This window comes from Rhizobium sp. 05N49 (assembly GCF_056396805.1).
Map to the genome: position 1 here is coordinate 81,622 of NZ_JBFTME010000002.1, position 17,722 is coordinate 99,343.

The window sequence follows — 17,722 nt, forward strand, 5'->3', positions numbered from 1 at the left end:
CCAAATGGATCGGGCGCCGGACTGGATCATCCGGCGCCCGTTCAAGATTTCAATCGTCGCCCGATCAGAGCGTGCGCGTGATGTGCTCGACGCGGAAGCACTCGATGACGTCGCCCTTACGCATGTCTTCGTAGTTCTCGAAGGCCATGCCGCACTCCTGGCCCATCGGCACTTCGGAGACTTCGTCCTTGAAGCGCTTGAGGGTCTTGAGCTTGCCTTCGTGCACGACGACGTTGTCGCGGATGAGGCGCACGCCCGCACCACGCTCGACCTTGCCTTCGACGACGCGGCAACCCGCGACCTTGCCGACCTTGGTAATGTTGAACACTTCCAGAATCTCGGCATTGCCGATGAAGGTCTCGCGACGCTCCGGCGAAAGCAGACCCGACATCGCTGCCTTCACGTCATCCACGAGGTCGTAGATGATGTTGTAGTAGCGGATCTCGATCCCCTCGCGCTCGGCGAACTGGCGTGCCTGCGCATTCGCACGAACGTTGAAGCCGATGATGGCAGCGTTCGATGCTTCTGCAAGCGAGATGTCGGATTCGGTGATGCCGCCTGCGCCCGAATGAACGATGCGGGCACGAACCTCGTCGGTGCCGAGCTTTTCCAGCGCGCCGGCAATGGCTTCGATCGAGCCTTGCACGTCGCCCTTGATCACCAGCGGGAATTCCTTGACGCCCGTGGCCTGGAGCTGCGTCATCATCTGTTCCAGCGAACCGCGCTGTCCCGACAGGCGGGCAGCCGCCTTGTCGCGGGCAAGACGCTGACGATATTCCGAGATTTCGCGGGCGCGGCTTTCACTCTCGACGACGGCAAACTTGTCGCCTGCCTGCGGCGTGCCGGAAAGACCGAGAACCTCGACCGGGGTCGCCGGGCTGGCTTCCTTCACATGGTCGCCCTTGTCCGTCACCAGGGCGCGTACGCGGCCCCAGACGTCGCCGGCAACGATGATCTGACCCGGACGCAGAGTGCCCTTCTGGACAAGTACTGTCGCAACCGCACCGCGACCGCGGTCGAGCTGGGCTTCGATAACCGTGCCTTCCGCCGTTCGGTTCGGATTGGCCTTGAGGTCGAGAATTTCAGCCTGCAGCAGGATCGCCTCGAGCAGTTTGTCGAGGTTCTTGCCGGTCTTGGCCGAAACTTCGACGTCGAGCACTTCACCGCCCATGGATTCCACGAAGACTTCGTGCTGCAGAAGCTGGTTACGAACCTTCTGCGGATCGGCTTCGTGCTTGTCGACCTTGTTGATCGCCACGATGATCGGAACACCGGCCGCCTTGGCATGGTTGATCGATTCGATCGTCTGCGGCATCACGCTGTCGTCAGCCGCGACCACCAGGATCGCGATGTCAGTAGCCTGCGCGCCGCGGGCACGCATTGCCGTGAAGGCTGCGTGGCCCGGAGTATCGATGAAGGTGATCTTCTGGCCGTTCTGCTCTACCTGATAGGCGCCGATATGCTGCGTGATGCCACCGGCTTCGCCGGAGACCACGTTGGCATGGCGGATGGCGTCGAGCAGCGAGGTCTTGCCGTGGTCGACGTGGCCCATGATGGTGACGACAGGCGGGCGCGAAACCAGCTCGCCCTGATCGTCTGACACGTTGAAGATACCGAGTTCGACGTCGGATTCAGAGACGCGTCTGACCGTATGGCCGAATTCACCGGCAATGAGTTCTGCGAGGTCGGCGTCGATGACGTCGCCCGGCTTCATCATCTGGCCTTCCTTCATCAGGTACTTGATGACGTCAACGGCACGTTCAGACATGCGCTGCGACAGTTCCTGAATGGTGATGGTCTCAGGCAGAACGACTTCGCGGGTGATCTTCTCGCGCGTTTCCTGCATCTGGCTGCGGCGGAATTTTTCTTGCCGGCGGCGCATGGCCGAAAGCGAACGCCCGCGTGCATTGCCGTCCTCATCGACGTTTGCAGTCGTCACGGTCAGCTTGCCGCGGCGGCGGTCTTCCTCACTCTTCGGACGGGTTGTCACGGGCTTTGCAGGCTCCGGACGAACCGGGCGGCCGCGGACCGGACCGCCGCGCGAAGCACCGCGATCTTCCTCTTCGCCTTCGCTACGGCGACCACGGACGCCAGCCGGTGCACCAGGTGCCGGCCGGGCGGTTGAGGGCGACGGCGCGGTTTCCGTACGGCGAGCGGCCGGCGCGGATGCCGGTGCCGGCTGCTGCGGACGCGGAGTTTCAACACGTGCTTCCGCTACAGGAGCGGCGGGTGGTTCGGCCAGGGCTGCTGCCGCAGCCTCGGCCTGGCGTGCAGCCTCTTCGGCAGCGCGGAGCTTGGCTTCTTCCGCTTCGGCAGCCTGACGTGCCGCCTCTTCGACGGCACGGCGCTTTTCTTCCTCGGCACGACGGACGGCGTCCTGCGCGTCACGGGCCTGCGCATCGGCAAGCGCGCGGCGGCGGGCATCCATTTCCTCGGGCGAAAGATGGTTCAGAACCACGGGACGTGGGCGATCCTGCTGGCGCTGCGGCTGGTAGGATTGCTGCGGACGCTGGCTGGTCTGCTGTGGGCGCTGATTGTTCTGGCCGCCGGGCTGTTGAAGGCGCGGAGCCGGAGCCTGAGCCGGAGCCGGCTGCTGCGGGCGTGCCTGCACGGGCGCCGGCGCCGGTTCGGGCGCACGCACCGGAGCTGCCGGAGCAGGCGTTATCGGCTTTTCATCTTCAGGGCGCATCGGGCGCCGCTTGCGGGTCTCCACGACGACCGCCTTGGTGCGACCGCGACCCATATCCTGGCGAACGGTACCCTGGCTCATCCCTGATGGTTTCAAGGTGAGGGTCTTCTTCCCCGCTACGCTGAGTGTCTTGTCGTCGTTGCTGTCGGTCATTCGTTCCCGTTCCTTCGGACAGGGAACGATGAAGCCATCAGACCCTGTCAATCACATACAATCGATCAATGATATTGCGGCCGGCTTCCGCCGGTGACCGCATCATTGTTTTTGCTGGCCAGCGCCGCCCGGTGCCCGGGACTGACCGCCGTTACGGTACTGTTCGAGCATCTTTGCGCGCTTCACTACACCTTCACCCGCCTGCCCTGCAAGCACTGCAGCATGGATAAAAGCATTCTGGCCCATCACCCCTTCCATTTCGCTCTCCGAGAAGAGACGGAAGGAAGGTATTTCCTCCTCGGTTTCCATTCCGAGGTGCCAGGCCTTGCGGGCCTGGTCTATCTTTCTCACGCCGTCGGCGGCGGCATCCGTCGAATGAAACACCGCAAGCGCAGCCCCGCTGCGAATTGCGGCATCCACCTTGGCTGAGCCCGTGACGAGCTGGCCCGCCTTGCGCGCCATGTTCATCATCTGCAGGAGCTGCTGCAGAAACAGCCGCTCCACGCGCTCGCCGAGATCCTCGGCTGCCTTCACATCGGCCTTGAGTGCGCGGGCGAAGAGCTTCTTCGCCACCGCCTTCTCGACCAACGACCGGTCCACCTTCACCCAGCAGCCGCGTCCGGGCAGCTCGCGCTTGAGATCCGGCACCACCGTCCCGTCAGGGGCGGCCACGAAGCGGATCAGCTCTTCCGGCGATCCGCTTTCGCGTGTCACGATGCACATGCGGCCGTTCACGTCGTAACCTGCGAGATCGTCGTCCTCAGGAGATGTGTCCGGCTTCGCCGTCATTACGCTTCCTGCTCGGCTGCGTCGGTTTCGACAGCCTCAGCGTCCTTCGCCAAGTCTTCCTCGGTGATCCAGCCGGCGAGCAGGCGAGCCTGCACAACCATCTGTTCTGCTTCGACGCGGGAAATGTCGAACTTCGAGAACAGGCCCTCGAACTTCTTCGTCTCGCCGTTCTTGCGCTCGGTCCAGCCGACGAGATCGTCGGCTGCGCAGCCTGCGAAGTCCTCGATCGTCTTGATGCCGTCCTCGCCGAGCGCGACCATCATCTGTGCGGTCATGCCGGCGATCTGGCGCAACTCGTCGGAAACACCGAGTGCCTTGCGCTTCTCGTCCATCTCCGCCTCGAGCTTCTCGAGGAACTCGCGAGCGCGGGTCTGGATTTCCTGCGCTGTGTCTTCGTCAAAGCCGTCGATCGAAGAGATTTCGTCGAGATCGACATAAGCCAGTTCCTCGACGGCGGCGAAGCCTTCCGAAGCCAGGACCTGACCGACCATCTCGTCGACGTCGAGCGCATCCATGAAGAGGTTGGTACGCTCGTTGAATTCCTTCTGACGGCGCTCGGATTCTTCCGCTTCCGTCATGATGTCGATGTCCCAACCCGTCAGCTGCGAGGCGAGACGGACGTTCTGGCCGCGGCGGCCGATGGCGAGCGAGAGCTGCTCGTCGGGAACGACCACTTCGATGCGCTCTGCATCTTCGTCGAGAACGACCTTGGCGACTTCAGCCGGCTGCAGGGCGTTGACGACGAAGGTCGCCGGGTCCTGCGACCAGGGAATGATGTCGATCTTCTCGCCCTGAAGCTCGCCGACGACGGCCTGAACGCGCGAACCGCGCATACCGACGCAGGCACCGACCGGATCGATCGAACTGTCGTTCGAGATCACGGCGATCTTGGCGCGTGAGCCCGGATCGCGGGCAACCGACTTCACCTGAATGATGCCGTCGTAGATCTCAGGCACTTCCATGGTGAAGAGCTTCACCATGAACTGCGGATGCGTGCGCGACAGGAAGATCTGCGGGCCGCGCTGTTCGCGACGGACATCATATACGTATGCGCGGACGCGATCGCCATAGCGCACGTTCTCGCGCGGGATCATTTCGTCACGGCGGATGATGCCTTCGCCACGGCCGAGGTCGACGATGACGTTGCCGTATTCGACGCGCTTGACCGTACCGTTGACGATTTCGCCGGTACGATCCTTGAATTCGTCGAACTGGCGGTCACGCTCGGCTTCGCGCACCTTCTGCACGATGACCTGCTTGGCCGACTGTGCGGCGATACGGCCGAAATCCATCGGCGGCAACGGATCGGCAATGAAGTCGCCGATGGCGGCGTCGGGGTTGCGGTCGCGGGCCAGTTCCAGCGGGATCTGCGTCGAATAATCCTCGGCCTTCTCGACGACTTCGAGCAGGCGCTGCAGACGGATTTCACCGGTCTTCGGGTTGATGTCGGCGCGGATGTTGGATTCGGTACCGTAACGGGAACGCGCTGCCTTCTGGATGGCATCGGCCATCGCGGCAAGCACGATTTCGCGGTCGATGACCTTTTCGCGCGCCACTGCATCTGCGATCTGCAGAAGTTCGAGCCGGTTTGCACTGACTGCCATTGTTATGTTTCTCCGTCCTTGACTACCCGGGTTCCCGTCCCTGGAGCTTGCGTTGATCGGTTATTCTTCGTCGTCCGCTTCGTTCTGGTTCGCAGCCTGCGCCTTTGCCAGCTTGTCGGCGCGCAGTGCATCGCGGATCAGATCGTCGGTCAGAATGAGTTTGGCATCGCTGAGCGCGGTGAAGGGAATGACGACCTTCTGCTCCTCGCCATAGGCAATCTGATCACGTTCGATCGTGAACCCGTCGGCGTCCGCTTCGACGATCTTGCCGCGGAAGCGTTTGCGATTGCCGATCATGATCGACGTTTCGCACTTTACGAGGTGGCCCTGCCAGCGAACGAAATCCGACTTCCGCACCAGAGGGCGGTCGATGCCCGGCGAAGACACTTCGAGATGATACTCTTTATCGACCGGATCTTCCACATCGAGCACTGGAGAAATCGCCATTGAGACCTGCTCGCAGTCCTCGACGGTCATCGTGCCATCGTTCTTCTCGGCCATGACCTGCATCGTCATGCCGTTCTGATTGAGCATCCGTACACGAATGAGACGGAAGCCGATGTCGACGATCACGGGTTCGATAATGTCGGCAAGACGCTGGTCAAGCCCGGTCTCGGTGATCAGCCGCGGCTCATGTTGATTGTCTGCGTTTGTCAGATCCGACAAGCGGTGCGCTCCCTGCGATTTCTGGCATTCGGGGTGATCGCGCTAATAAAAAAGAGCGGGTCCTTGCGGCCCACTCTTCATCGTACGATCAAGAATTTGAGTGCCATATAGTCCCGTTTTTCAGAAATTGCAAGGTCGGAGCGGATTCCGCCTCCTTGGCCCCTTGCGCATGCGCTAACCTATGGCGAGTGCTCATCTTCCGCATATATTGCTGTTGCGGCATTACGATAAAAGCGGGGGAAACGTGGCCTATACGTCTTCGACATTTGCGCCTTTGCGGCATGAAACCTACCGCACTATCTGGTTTGCGAGCCTCGCCTCGAATTTCGGCGGCCTGGTCCAGGCCGTCGGTGCCGCCTGGATGATGACGGTCATCACCTCGTCGGAGGACATGGTTGCGCTGGTGCAGACCTCGACGGCGCTGCCGATCATGTTGTTCTCACTGTTCTCTGGGGCTCTCGCCGACAATTATGATCGGCGCCGGATCATGCTCACGGCGCAATCCATGATGCTCGTGGTTTCGGTCCTGCTGACGGCATGCGCCCTTCTCGCCTGGATTACGCCTGGACTGCTTCTCTTCTTCACGTTTCTCATCGGTTGCGGCACGGCGCTCAACAATCCATCCTGGCAGGCTTCGGTCGGCGACATGGTGCCGCGTGCCGATTTGCCAGACGCGGTCACGCTGAACAGCATGGGCTTCAACATTACCCGCAGCGTCGGTCCGGCGATCGGTGGTGCCATCGTGGCGGCTGCCGGTGCCGCTGCGGCTTTTGCGGTGAACGCGCTGAGCTATATTGCTCTCATCTATGCATTGCTTCGGTGGCGGCCGAGTACGCCTGCCTCGACACTGCCGCGCGAGACCCTCGGTAGCGCCATCTTTGCCGGCATGCGTTACGTCTCCATGTCGCCCAATCTCGAAAAGATCCTCCTGAGAGGACTGGTATTCGGCATTGGCGCAAGCTCCATTCAGGCGCTGCTGCCGGTCGTTGCGCTCGATCTCGTTTCTGGCGGACCACTGACCTATGGTTTCATGCTCGGCGCATTCGGCATCGGCGCGATTGGCGGCGCGGTGCTCAGCCCCAGGCTGCGCGTAATGTTCTCCAGCGAGATGATTATCCGCCTGGCGTTCTCAGGCTTTGCGCTCAGTGCCGTGATCGCAGCGCTCAGCTCAAGCGCCGCACTCACCTCTGCCGGACTTCTGATCGCCGGCGCCTGCTGGGTTTCGGCCCTTTCCCTCTTCAACACCATCGTTCAGCTATCGACGCCGCGCTGGGTGGTTGGCCGTTCCTTGTCGCTGTACCAGACCGTCACGTTCGGCGGCATTGCTGGCGGCAGCTGGCTCTGGGGCATTGTTGCCGACCAGTATGGTCTTTCGAATGCCCTGCTGATGTCGGCTGCCGTCCTGCTTCTTGGCGTCGTCATCGGCTTGCACTTTTCCATGCCGGCATTCGCTTCGCTCAATCTCGATCCGCTCAACCGCTTCACCGAGCCCGCTCTGGGGCTGGATATCACGCCGCGCAGCGGCCCGATCGTCATCCAGGTCGGCTACCAGATCGCCGACGAAGACCTGGCCGAGTTCATGACACTGATGGGAGAGCGCCGCCGCATCCGCATTCGCGACGGCGCTCGTAACTGGGCGCTTATGCGCGACCTTGAAAACCCCGGTCTCTGGACGGAAACCTATCACACGCCGACCTGGGTCGAATATATCAGGCATAACCAGCGCCGCACGCAGGCCGATGCCGAAAATACCGACCGGCTTCGTGCGCTTCATCGGGGCGAGGGCCTGCCGCAAGTTCAGCGCATGATCGAACGCCAGGCCATCCCACCTGTCGATGACGTCTTTCACAAGGCGCCGATCGACCTGCATCACTGAGGTCAGCATGCCGGTCTTCCGAAGCGCACGACAATCCGATCTTGCCGACATCGTCAGGCTGCTTGCCGATGACGATCTCGGCAGCACGCGTGAGGTCGTCTCGGATCCCGTCGATATGCGCTATCTCGCGGCCTTCGCCGCGATCGAGGCTGATCCCAACCAATTGCTTGCCGTCGCGACCGACGAGACCGGCCGGGTTGTCGGCTGTCTGCAGCTGAGCTTCCTTCCCGGCCTTTCACGAACGGGCATATGGCGGGGCCAGATCGAAAGCGTGCGCATCGCCAGGGGTCATCGCGGCTCCGGGCTCGGTTCGCAATTCATCGAATGGGCGATTGCGCGCTGCAGTGAGCGCGGGTGCGGTCTCGTGCAGCTCACATCCGACAAGGCACGGGTAGAGTCGATCCGTTTCTATGAAAAGCTCGGCTTTGTTGCGAGCCATGAAGGACTGAAGCGCAACCTCTGACAGGGCATGCGCCTCAGCGTTACTTCAGCTTGCCTTTCATCGATGCCTCCGGAAAGCAGGTCGGCTTCATGCCGTTCTTTTCCTGCCACTGACCGATCGACCGACGTGTCTTGTAGCCGGGCAGGCCATCGGAGCCCCCGACATCGTAGCCCTGCCGCTCCAGTGCGCGCTGCATGGCGGCAACGTCCGAGCGCAGCATCTTGCCAACGTCGCCCCATTGTCCCTGGAAGGCACCGGAGCCAAAGGCGATGCGGTCGGCCAGATTGCCGATATAGAGCGCATAGAGGTCGGAGTTATTGTACTCCTTGATGATGTAGAAATTCGGCGTGACGATGAATTCCGGCCCGTCGCGCCCGGCCGGCACCAGCATCATGCCCTGCGCTTTCAACTCGCCGGATGGAAAGCCCTTGCCGGAAATGCGGTCGATGCCGAGCGACGCCCAATGGGAGAGCGGCTTGGCAAGGTCAGGCCCTTCCTGCGCGCAGGAGATGGCTTGGGGGATTGTCACTTCGAACCCCCAGTCGCGATCGCGCTGCCAGCCCTTCTTCACGAGGAAATTGGCAATCGAGGCGAGCGTATCAGGGACCGAGGTCCAGATATTGCGATGCCCATCGCCGTCGAAATCGACGGCATATTTCAGGTAGCTCGTCGGCATGAACTGCGGTTGCCCGAGTGCGCCCGCCGACGAACCCTTGAAATCTGCAGGAGTAACGTCGCCGCCGTCGAGAATATGCAGCGCCGCGATCAGTTCCATGCGGAACATGTCCTTGCGGGTCGACATGAAGGCCTTGGTCGCCAGTACCTCGACGGCGGAATTCGGGATCTTCGCCGCACCGAAGCCGGTTTCGCGTCCCCAGATTGCCAGCACGATCGAACCCGGCACGCCATAGGTCTTTTCAATGCGGCTGAGCGTAGAGGCATAGTGCGAGGCAAAGCTGCGTCCGGTCACCGCAAGCCGTTTTAGCCGGTCCTCATTGAAATAGGGCCCGGGAGAGGAAAACTCTGCCTGTGTTTGCTTCTGTTCCTTCGGCGGCGGAAAGCCGGGAGGCGCAAGATCGGTCAGGGTCCAATCCAGCTCGACACCGGAAAAGGCGGCGCGGAAAGTCTTTTCCGATATGCCGTTCTTCTTTGCGTCAGGCCAGAGATCGGCCTGCACCCATTTTTCAAATTGCGCTTCGACATCGGCTTTCGAAGGAGCGGCATTGGTGGAGACTGAAAGCGCCAGCAAGGCGGCGCCTGTCAAAACAAGCCGGCCAAAGAAACGCATATTCGCAAATCCCCCTAAATTGCCGTGCGCGCTCGAAGCGCCGCCGAAAGCGTGCCCTCGTCGAGATAGTCGAGTTCACCTCCCACGGGTACGCCATGCGCCAGCCGCGTGATCTTCACGTTGAGATCCGCAAGCTGATCGGTGATGTAATGCGCCGTCGTCTGCCCCTCGACGGTCGCATTGACGGCGATGATGATTTCCTTGATGCCGCCTTCTCCGACGCGATTGATCAGTCCGCGTATATTGAGATCGTCAGGCCCGACACCGTCGAGTGGCGAGAGCGTGCCGCCGAGCACATGATAGGCGGCATTCAGCGCGCCGGCGCGCTCCAGCGCCCAGAGGTCTGAAACATCCTCGACGACGATGATGACGGACTGGTCGCGCTGTGCATCGGTGCAGACTGTGCAAGGATCGACGGTATCGACATTGCCGCAGCGCGAGCAGATCTTCACCTTGTCATAGGCTTCGCCCATCGCATGCGAGAGAGGACCGAGAAGCTGGTCCTTCTTTTTGATGAGATGGAGTGCCGCTCGCCGCGCCGAGCGCGGCCCGAGGCCCGGCACTTTCGCCAGAAGCTGGATCAGTTTTTCAATTTCGGGACCGGTGACTCGCTTTGCCATGCGCCGTTCTTAGCTGATATGGAACGAAAACGGAATCGCCGAAGGATTAGCTGACCGATGAAAATCCTCGCAGTCTGCAAGGGCGCAGCTGAACGCTTGCCCGGCAAGAGCTACAAGACCGGTATTTTCAAACATGCCGTCAGCGGCGGCGTCATGATCGATGCCGAAGGTCTCGTTGGCGATGCCATCTGCAACAGAAAACATCATGGCGGCGTCGATCAGGCTGTCTATCTGGAAGGTTCTCTGAGCCTCGACTGGTGGGCGAACGAACTCGGCTATCCCGTCGAGCCCGGCACTTTCGGCGAAAACCTCGTCATCGAAGGACTGGATAACCGTGACGTCACGGTCGGCGACCGCTTTATTATCAGCGAACTGATCCTTGAAGTGACGTCCTGCCGCATTCCCTGCGCCACCTTCGCAGCAAGGATGAACGATCCGAAATTCGTCAAGCGCTATACCAAGGCGGCACGTCCCGGCATCTATTGCCGCGTCATATCAAATGGGATCGTGGAGGCCGGAATGCAGGTCGAGTACAAGCCATTTCCGGGCGCCCCAGTCACGATGCCGGAAATGATGGAAACTTTCGGACGCCGGCTTTCAGCCGCAGACCGCGAGCGCTATCTGGCAGCGCCCGTTCATTACAAGCTGCGAGCCGCGCTGGAAGCGCAGCAATAGTTCAGCGCATGGCGATGGTGACCGCGGCCCCTGCCATCGTTCCCGCACTCACCCGATTGGCGATCCGCACGGCACGTCGGCTCTTCAGGAAACCGCGCGCCTTTGCAGCAAGGAACATCCAGCTGAAATCGACAATAGCCAGAACGACGAACAGCGTGACGACGAGTTCGGCCCAGCCGGCAAGCGATACCGAGGGAATGTCGATGATCGACGGCAGAAGCGCCACGTAGAACATCATGATCTTCGGGTTGCCGAGCGCAATCGCCAGGCCGGTGAAAAACATCCGGCCACGCGAACGTTCCTGCGGCAATTCTTCTTCCTCGACATCAGCTTTGGCAAACCACATCCGCCAGGCGAGATAAAGAAGATAGAGCACGCCGAGCCATTTGATGACGACGAAGACGTGGTAGAAGCTTTCGGCGATTGCCGAAAGGCCGGCGATGGCGCAGGTGAGCCAGATCGCATCCCCAGCCCACATGCCGAACAGGAAAGGCAGCACGTCGCGCGCGCCTTTCGAAATGACCCGGGCAACGAGCGCCGCAACGCTCGGTCCGGGTGTGCCGGCGGCAATGAAAAGAGCGCCTGCGAAAACCAGCAGCGTCGTCAAGGTCATCATCTTCCGTCTCCTCTTCCGGGGCCAGTTACTACCGGACCAGTCGACGAAATCAGAACGGCAGCTTGAAACCGGGCGGGATCGGCAGGCCGGCCGTCAGCGCCTTGGTCTTTTCGGCGGCGATGGCTTCCGCCTTGTCCTTGGCGTCCTTGTGGGCGGCAACGATCAGGTCTTCGAGGATTTCGACATCGTCTTCCTTGAAGAGGGAAGGGTCGATCTTCAGGCTCTTGAGCTCGCCCTTGCCGGAGATGATGACGGTGACGAGCCCGCCGCCGGCCTTGCCTTCGGCAGTCAGCTCGGCGATCTCAGCCTGCATCTGCTCCATCTTGGCCTGCATTTCCTTGACTTTGCCCATCATGCCCATGATGTCGCGCATCGTCTTCTCCTTCTTGAAACTAGAATTCTATGTCGTCGCCGGGCAGGATATCGCCCTCTTCGGATTCGGCTGCGGCAGGTGGTTTGACCTCCTCCGCCTCTTCCTCCGGCGTCGGCGCCCGCACGCGTACGTCGATGATCTTGGCGCCTGGAAACTGGGCCAGGATCGCTGCTACGTCTGGATCCTGGCGGGCATCGCTGACGCGCTGCTCCTGCGCCTTGGTTTCCGCCTCCACCATCGTCGGTCCGCCTTCTTCGCGGCTGGTGCTGACGATCCAATGGATGCCGGTCCATTCCTTGAGCTTGACGGCAAGCTCGTTGAGCAACGTGCCTGGAGCTCCCTCGGTGAGGTTCACATCCAGCCGGCCGGGCTCGATCCGCACTGGCCGTACGAAGTTGCGCACCAGCGCCTTCAGTTTGACGTCGCGCCTTTCGGCAGCGAGATCGACGATGTCGCTGATCGAATTGACCCGCACGACCGGCTTCGGCGCTTCTGCCGGCTTCGTCTCGACGCGGCCGACGCTCTGCGGTTCGGGATTGGGCACGGCCCGCAGCATGGCGGTCGGCCCCGAGGGCTGAGGCCGCGGCGCAGGCTCCGGAGCCCGTGCCGTTACGTTCGTCTGGTAGGGAACGCGCGTGCCGCCGCCATTGCCCGAAGGCGCGGGTGAGGACGGACGTGGCGCACCATTTTCAGTGGAAAATTCGGCGAGCCGGCGTGCTGCATCTTCGGGGGCGGGCAGATGCGCTGCATGCGCAAGCCGGATAAGCACCATCTCCGCAGCGCCCGCCGTGCGCGACGAGTTTTCCGTCTCCGGAATGCCCTTCAGGAGCATCTGCCAGATGCGCGAAAGCGTGGTGACCGCGACACCCTGGGCGAATTCCGCCGCCTTGGTGCGCTCGACTTCGCTGAGCGAGGGGTCGTTTGCCGCATCAGGCACATATTTCAGCCGCGTCACCAGATGCGTGAAATCGGCGAGATCCGTCAGTACCACGACCGGGTTCGCGCCGGCCTCGTACTGGCTCTGGAATTCGTTGAGCGCGTTCGCGACGTCACCACGCACGATATGTTGGAAGAGATCGACGATGCGGGCGCGGTCCGCAAGGCCGAGCATGCCGCGCACGGCTTCCGCCTGCACAACGCCGCCGCCATGGGCAATTGCCTGGTCCATCAGCGACAGGCCGTCGCGGGCAGAGCCTTCCGCGGCGCGTGCGATCATCGCCAGCGCATCCGGTTCCGCCTCGATGCCTTCCTTGGCGGCGATCGTCGAAAACAGGCCGACGAGATCGGAAGCGCTGATGCGGCGCAGGTCGAAGCGCTGGCAGCGCGAGAGTACGGTGATCGGAACCTTGCGGATTTCTGTCGTCGCGAAGATGAATTTCACATGCTCCGGCGGCTCTTCGAGCGTCTTCAGCAGCCCGTTGAAGGCTGCCGTCGAGAGCATGTGCACTTCGTCGATGATATAGACCTTGAAGCGGGCCGAAACTGGTCGGTAGCGCACCTGCTCGATGATCTCTCGGATGTCGTCGATGCCGGTATGCGAGGCGGCGTCCATCTCGATCACGTCGACATGGCGACCTTCCATGATCGCCTGGCAATGTTCGCCGGGCACGCGAAGGTCGATCGTCGGCTTGTCGATGTCGGCCGTCTTGTAGTTCAGAGCGCGGGCCAGAATACGCGCCGTCGTCGTCTTGCCCACCCCGCGAACGCCGGTCAGCATGTAGGCCTGCGCGATGCGACCTGTTTCAAAGGCGTTGGTGAGCGTGCGGACCATCGGCTCCTGGCCGACCATCAGGTCCGTGAAATCCTTGGGGCGGTATTTGCGTGCCAGCACCCGGTATCCGGTGCCCGTCGAGGCGGCATCTTGTGATTGTCGCTCGGTGTCGCTCATCGCCCTGCTTGCGCCCGGAAGCCCGGGCTTCTTGGAAGAGAAGGTGGGAGGCTGGCACGATGACCCGTGCCGGGGCTCGTTAGGGCTGCTTCCTTCCGGACCTGACCCGGTTGGCGAGTGGCTCGTCCACCACCAACCTCCCGGATGCACATATCGGCAAAATCCTCATCAAAAGCAAGCCAAGCTCCAAAAAAACTGCTAGTCCATTGGAAAACATGAGGAGAATGCCTTTGAGCGATTTCGCGCTCGACCCCAGGCTCGAAAACGACAGCACCAGCATCATGGTGGCTGGCCTGTGCGACATCAGGTTATCGAAGGACGCTCGCTGGCCCTGGCTGATCCTGGTGCCGCGCCGGGCGGATATTACAGAGATCTTCGAACTGACGCCGCTTGATCAGGTGCTGCTGACCTTCGAGATCGAACTCGTCTCCGCAGCACTCAAAAAGGTTACGGGTGCCACGAAAATCAATGTCGGGGCTCTTGGCAATATCGTCCGCCAGCTTCATGTTCATGTTATTGCGCGTTCCGAAGGTGATGCGAATTGGCCGGGTCCCGTCTGGGGTTTCGGTAAGGCCGAACCCTACGAGGATGCGACAAGAGACGAATTCATAGCAAAGCTGCGGGAAGCCCTTTCACCATGAGTCATTCGCTTTTCGATTCGGATGTGCCGCATCCGGAACCCAGCAATCTCACCGCCTTTGCCGCCAACGACCTGAACCGTGACAGCGAACATCGCGATGAAGGCTCGGTCGAAAAGGCGCTTGCCCGCGATGGCACGCATATTTTCGCCTTCGCCAAGGACAAGCTGGTGCTCAAGCACGATGGCCAGGTGCTCGATCCGCTGTTTGCCCGCTATGAGCTGCAGGAGTTGAAACCGAATTGGGATGAAATTGTACTGCTCGGCTATCGCAAAACCGGCGAGCCGCGCCTTGCCGTGCCCGTCGGCATTGATGTCGAGGATATGGCGAGCCAGTACAAGCCGGTTGACGGACGCTCGCTCTTCCGTGACGAGCTTGTCGACGAGATGCTGCTCGGCGAATTCTCCCAGGCAGCAAGCCTCATTCGCTGGAACGGCGACAACCAGTTTTGCGGTCGTTGCGGCTCGGTCATGGAAATCCGTATCGGCGGCTACAAGCGGGTCTGCACCGCCTGCGAGCACATGATCTTCCCGCGGACCGATCCCGTCGTCATCATGCTCACAATCGATGAAGAGCGCGATCTCTGCCTCCTCGGTCGCAGCCCGCATTTTGCGCCGGGCATGTATTCCTGTCTGGCGGGCTTCCTGGAGCCCGGCGAGACGATCGAAAATGCCGTCCGCCGCGAGACACTGGAAGAATCCGGCATCAGGACCGGCCGCATCCGGTATCATGCCTCTCAGCCCTGGCCGATGCCGCATTCGCTGATGATCGGCTGTTATGCCGAGGCAAAGTCGCGTGATATCCATCGTGATGAGGCCGAACTCGAGGATTGCCGCTGGTTCACCCGCGAGGAAACCATCGAAATGCTGGAGCGTCCTGGCGTCAACGGCAAGGCGTCGCCGCCGAAGGGCGCGATTGCCCATCGACTTATGCGCGATTGGGTCGAGTGGAAACGGTGAGTAGCGGCGGTGCGCACGGATGATCGTCACCTCTGCATGAGGATATAATCATGGTCGCCCGCTCCGAACGGCTGCTGACCCTGCTTCAGACGCTCCGGCGCTATCGGCGGCCGGTTACCGGCATCGTGTTGGCAGAGGAAACGGGCGTCAGCCTGCGCACGCTCTACCGCGATATTGCGAGCCTTCAGGCGCAGGGCGCCATGATCGAGGGCGAGGCCGGCATAGGTTACGTGCTGAAACCCGGCTTCATGCTGCCGCCGATGATGTTTTCCGAAGAGGAGCTGGAAGCCCTGGTGCTAGGCTCCCGCTGGGTGGCGCGCGCTGCCGAGCCGCGCCTGGCCAATGCCGGCGCCGATGCGCTTGCAAAGATCGCCGCCGTGCTGCCGCCCGATATGCGCGATATGGTCGATTCGGCCACACTTTTTGTCGGCCGCAAACGGCAGGATGAGGACAAGGCGGATGTTTCGGCCATCCGCAAAGCGATCCGCCTGGAGCGTATTCTTGAACTGCATTATGGCGACGAACAGGGTCGTGTCTCCCGTCGCCGTGTCTGGCCGTTCGCGCTCGGCTACTTCGAGCATGTGCGCATCATCATGGCCTGGTGCGAACTGCGCCAGGATTTCCGTCATTTCCGCACCGATCGTATCATCGATATGACGATCCACGACACACGTTATCCGCGTCGCCGCACCGTTCTCCTGAAGGAGTGGCGGGACACGCAGGATACTCCCATCGAGCACTAACGCTACTGCCATAAACTGTCAGCAGACAGCGCTATTATCAGTACCAGTCCAGCAGGAAGGAGTACTGATCATGGGAATGCCTCAAGTCGTTCAATATGCCGGCCGTCGTACTTCCGTCGAAGCCGGAAAAACCCTCCGTTCACGCCTCGTGCGCCTGTTCGCCGACAGGTTCACCGTAGCATCGTCACGCCGTCCCCGCCTTGATCTCGAGATGTTGCCGCAATGGCGCAAGCGCGATCTCGGCTTTGCGGACGGACAGGACTGGCGCGTCGGCGACGACCTCTTCCGTTAAGGCCGCACGTCGGCTTCATCGAATTTCCTCCCGGTGACGAAGCGGCGCTGTCTATAGCGCTGCATTCGGAAAGCTGCTGCCATTTTATGGCAGCAGCTTTCGGCCGGGCACCGTTCAACCCTGTGGAGAACTGAAATGGCCAGCCCCAATCTTATTATCCTCTATGTCAAGGACCCCGCTGAAAGCGCAGCTTTCTATCGCAATATCCTGAGCCGGGAGCCGGCTGTGGAGGCCCCCAACTTCGTCGCCTTCCCGCTCGACGGCGGCTTCACTCTCGGCCTCTGGCGCCGCAGCAAGGTCGAGCCGCAACCCTCTGCCATCGGCAATCGTGGCGAGGTCGCCTTCATGGTTGACGGTGAGAATGCTGTCGCCAGGCATTACGAAGACTGGCGCAGCCGTGGCCTGCCGGTCGCCCAGGAATTGACCGAACTCGACTTCGGCCCGACTTTCGTCGTGCTGGACCCGGATGGCCATCGCCTGCGTGTTTGTGAGCCGGATAAATAAGTGAGATTCAAGCCTCTCTGACGACCCGACAGAGAGGCTTTTCGCATGCTTAGAGAAGCCCACGCATCGGATGGCCCTTATAGACGCCAAGGATGCGGACCTTCTCGGAGAAGAAACGCAGTTCCTCCAGCGCTCGGCGCACATGCGCGTCGTTCGGGTGGCCCTCGATATCGGCGTAGAACTGCGTCGCCACGAACTTGCCGCCGAGCTGGTAGCTTTCGAGCTTCGTCATGTTGATGTTGTTCGTCGCAAAGCCACCGAGCGCCTTGTAGAGGGCGGCCGGAATATTGCGGACGTTGAAGACGAAGGTGGTGACGATCTTCTCGTCGTTGGCCGAGCGTTCAGCCCATTCTTCATCGCGCGACAGCACAACAAAGCGCGTGACGTTGTTTTCGGTGTCCTCGACATTCTCCGCGATGATATCGAGACCGTAAAGATCGGCTGCAAGGCGCGGCGCGAGCGCCGCCATCGAGCGGTCGCCGGTTTCCTTTACGAGCTTTGCGGCCCCTGCCGTATCGCCGGCGATCACAGGCTTCCAGCCGTTGGCGCGCACGATCTTGCGGCACTGGCCGAGCGCATGGATATGGCTGTGCACAGTGCGGATTTCATCCTTCGTCACACCCGGCAGCACCATGAGCTGAAAGCGGATCGGCATGAAATATTCGCCGATGATGTGCAGGCGCGATTCCGGCAACAGGTGGTGGATGTCGGCGACGCGTCCCGCGATCGTGTTTTCGATCGGGATCATGCCGATGTCGGCATCCCCATTGTCGACCGCCGTGAAGGCATCCTCGAAGGTCTGACAGGGCAGCGGCTCCATCGTCGGAAACATGTCGCGGCTCGCCATGTCGGAATTGGCGCCGAACTCGCCCTGGAAGGCGATCCTGTTGGTCTTGATGTTCATGAG

General features: G+C 61.3%; 18 protein-coding genes and 1 other RNA gene. 8 read left to right on the forward strand and 11 right to left on the reverse strand.

What is annotated here, in order from left to right:
* Nucleotides 1–64 precede the first annotated feature (64 nt).
* From infB to rimP, 4 genes are all read right to left on the reverse strand, one after another.
* Nucleotides 65–2,842 carry a translation initiation factor IF-2 gene (infB, locus tag AC1DF8_RS04585; RefSeq protein ID WP_477995111.1) on the reverse strand — a complete coding sequence of 926 codons (2,778 nt, stop codon included), beginning with the start codon at nt 2,840–2,842 and terminating at the stop codon, nt 65–67.
* Between the two features lie 102 nt (nt 2,843–2,944).
* Complete coding sequence (locus tag AC1DF8_RS04590; RefSeq protein ID WP_112542849.1) at nt 2,945–3,631, reverse strand: RNA-binding protein; 687 nt, start codon at nt 3,629–3,631, stop codon at nt 2,945–2,947.
* Nucleotides 3,631–5,235, reverse strand: a complete 1,605-nt coding sequence (gene nusA, locus AC1DF8_RS04595; RefSeq protein WP_112970192.1) for a transcription termination factor NusA — start codon at nt 5,233–5,235, stop codon at nt 3,631–3,633. The genes AC1DF8_RS04590 and nusA overlap by 1 nt, the downstream gene beginning before the upstream one ends.
* A gap of 60 nt (nt 5,236–5,295) precedes the next feature.
* Entirely contained in the window at nt 5,296–5,901 is a 606-nt protein-coding gene (gene rimP / locus AC1DF8_RS04600; protein WP_112542847.1) for a ribosome maturation factor RimP, read from the reverse strand.
* Between the two features lie 244 nt (nt 5,902–6,145).
* Between rimP and AC1DF8_RS04605 the strand changes: the two genes are divergently transcribed.
* Together AC1DF8_RS04605 and AC1DF8_RS04610 are read left to right on the forward strand one after the other, a co-directional pair.
* Complete coding sequence (locus AC1DF8_RS04605; protein ID WP_477995112.1) at nt 6,146–7,777, forward strand: MFS transporter; 1,632 nt, start codon at nt 6,146–6,148, stop codon at nt 7,775–7,777.
* A 7-nt stretch (nt 7,778–7,784) separates the two neighbouring features.
* A complete protein-coding gene (locus tag AC1DF8_RS04610) occupies nt 7,785–8,240 on the forward strand; it encodes an N-acetyltransferase family protein (RefSeq protein WP_477995113.1) in 456 nt (151 codons plus the stop codon).
* Nucleotides 8,241–8,259: 19 nt separating this feature from the next.
* On the opposite strand, the gene AC1DF8_RS04615 is transcribed toward AC1DF8_RS04610, so the two are convergent.
* Both AC1DF8_RS04615 and recR read right to left on the reverse strand, forming a co-directional pair.
* Nucleotides 8,260–9,507: a lytic murein transglycosylase gene (locus AC1DF8_RS04615; RefSeq protein WP_477995114.1), complete on the reverse strand. Its 1,248-nt coding sequence runs from the start codon at nt 9,505–9,507 to the stop codon at nt 8,260–8,262.
* A gap of 14 nt (nt 9,508–9,521) precedes the next feature.
* A complete protein-coding gene (gene recR / locus AC1DF8_RS04620) occupies nt 9,522–10,127 on the reverse strand; it encodes a recombination mediator RecR (protein WP_112542843.1) in 606 nt (201 codons plus the stop codon).
* A 57-nt stretch (nt 10,128–10,184) separates the two neighbouring features.
* Here recR and AC1DF8_RS04625 point away from each other — a divergent pair, with 57 nt between their 5' ends.
* Entirely contained in the window at nt 10,185–10,802 is a 618-nt protein-coding gene (locus AC1DF8_RS04625; protein ID WP_477995115.1) for an MOSC domain-containing protein, read from the forward strand.
* 1 nt (nt 10,803) lies between these two features.
* Here the strand turns inward: AC1DF8_RS04625 and AC1DF8_RS04630 are convergent, their stop codons facing one another.
* The 4 genes from AC1DF8_RS04630 to ffs form a co-directional block, all read right to left on the reverse strand.
* Nucleotides 10,804–11,415 carry a LysE family translocator gene (locus AC1DF8_RS04630; RefSeq protein WP_112542898.1) on the reverse strand — a complete coding sequence of 204 codons (612 nt, stop codon included), beginning with the start codon at nt 11,413–11,415 and terminating at the stop codon, nt 10,804–10,806.
* 52 nt (nt 11,416–11,467) lie between these two features.
* Nucleotides 11,468–11,791 carry a YbaB/EbfC family nucleoid-associated protein gene (locus tag AC1DF8_RS04635; RefSeq protein ID WP_007813855.1) on the reverse strand — a complete coding sequence of 108 codons (324 nt, stop codon included), beginning with the start codon at nt 11,789–11,791 and terminating at the stop codon, nt 11,468–11,470.
* Nucleotides 11,792–11,810: 19 nt separating this feature from the next.
* Nucleotides 11,811–13,679 (reverse strand): DNA polymerase III subunit gamma/tau, encoded by a 1,869-nt coding sequence (locus AC1DF8_RS04640; protein WP_477995116.1) that lies wholly within the window; start codon nt 13,677–13,679, stop codon nt 11,811–11,813.
* Between the two features lie 43 nt (nt 13,680–13,722).
* Nucleotides 13,723–13,820, reverse strand: an RNA gene (gene ffs, locus AC1DF8_RS04645) — signal recognition particle sRNA small type.
* 89 nt (nt 13,821–13,909) lie between these two features.
* Between ffs and AC1DF8_RS04650 the strand changes: the two genes are divergently transcribed.
* From AC1DF8_RS04650 to AC1DF8_RS04670, 5 genes are all read left to right on the forward strand, one after another.
* On the forward strand, nt 13,910–14,320 hold the full coding sequence (locus AC1DF8_RS04650; protein WP_112970261.1) for an HIT family protein: 411 nt from the start codon (nt 13,910–13,912) through the stop codon (nt 14,318–14,320).
* The gene (gene nudC, locus AC1DF8_RS04655) at nt 14,317–15,276 is read left to right on the forward strand and encodes an NAD(+) diphosphatase (RefSeq protein WP_112542840.1); all 960 of its coding nucleotides are present in this window, start codon (nt 14,317–14,319) and stop codon (nt 15,274–15,276) included. Before AC1DF8_RS04650 ends, nudC begins: the two co-directional genes overlap by 4 nt.
* A gap of 47 nt (nt 15,277–15,323) precedes the next feature.
* The gene (locus AC1DF8_RS04660) at nt 15,324–16,019 is read left to right on the forward strand and encodes a helix-turn-helix transcriptional regulator (RefSeq protein ID WP_112970185.1); all 696 of its coding nucleotides are present in this window, start codon (nt 15,324–15,326) and stop codon (nt 16,017–16,019) included.
* A 70-nt stretch (nt 16,020–16,089) separates the two neighbouring features.
* Nucleotides 16,090–16,311: a hypothetical protein gene (locus tag AC1DF8_RS04665; RefSeq protein WP_112542838.1), complete on the forward strand. Its 222-nt coding sequence runs from the start codon at nt 16,090–16,092 to the stop codon at nt 16,309–16,311.
* Nucleotides 16,312–16,446: 135 nt separating this feature from the next.
* The gene (locus AC1DF8_RS04670; protein ID WP_112542837.1) at nt 16,447–16,815 is read left to right on the forward strand and encodes a VOC family protein; all 369 of its coding nucleotides are present in this window, start codon (nt 16,447–16,449) and stop codon (nt 16,813–16,815) included.
* 49 nt (nt 16,816–16,864) lie between these two features.
* Here AC1DF8_RS04670 and AC1DF8_RS04675 read toward each other — a convergent pair whose 3' ends face one another.
* Nucleotides 16,865–17,719, reverse strand: coding sequence for a prephenate dehydratase (locus AC1DF8_RS04675; protein WP_112542836.1), 855 nt, complete (start codon nt 17,717–17,719; stop codon nt 16,865–16,867).
* Nucleotides 17,720–17,722 lie beyond the last annotated feature (3 nt).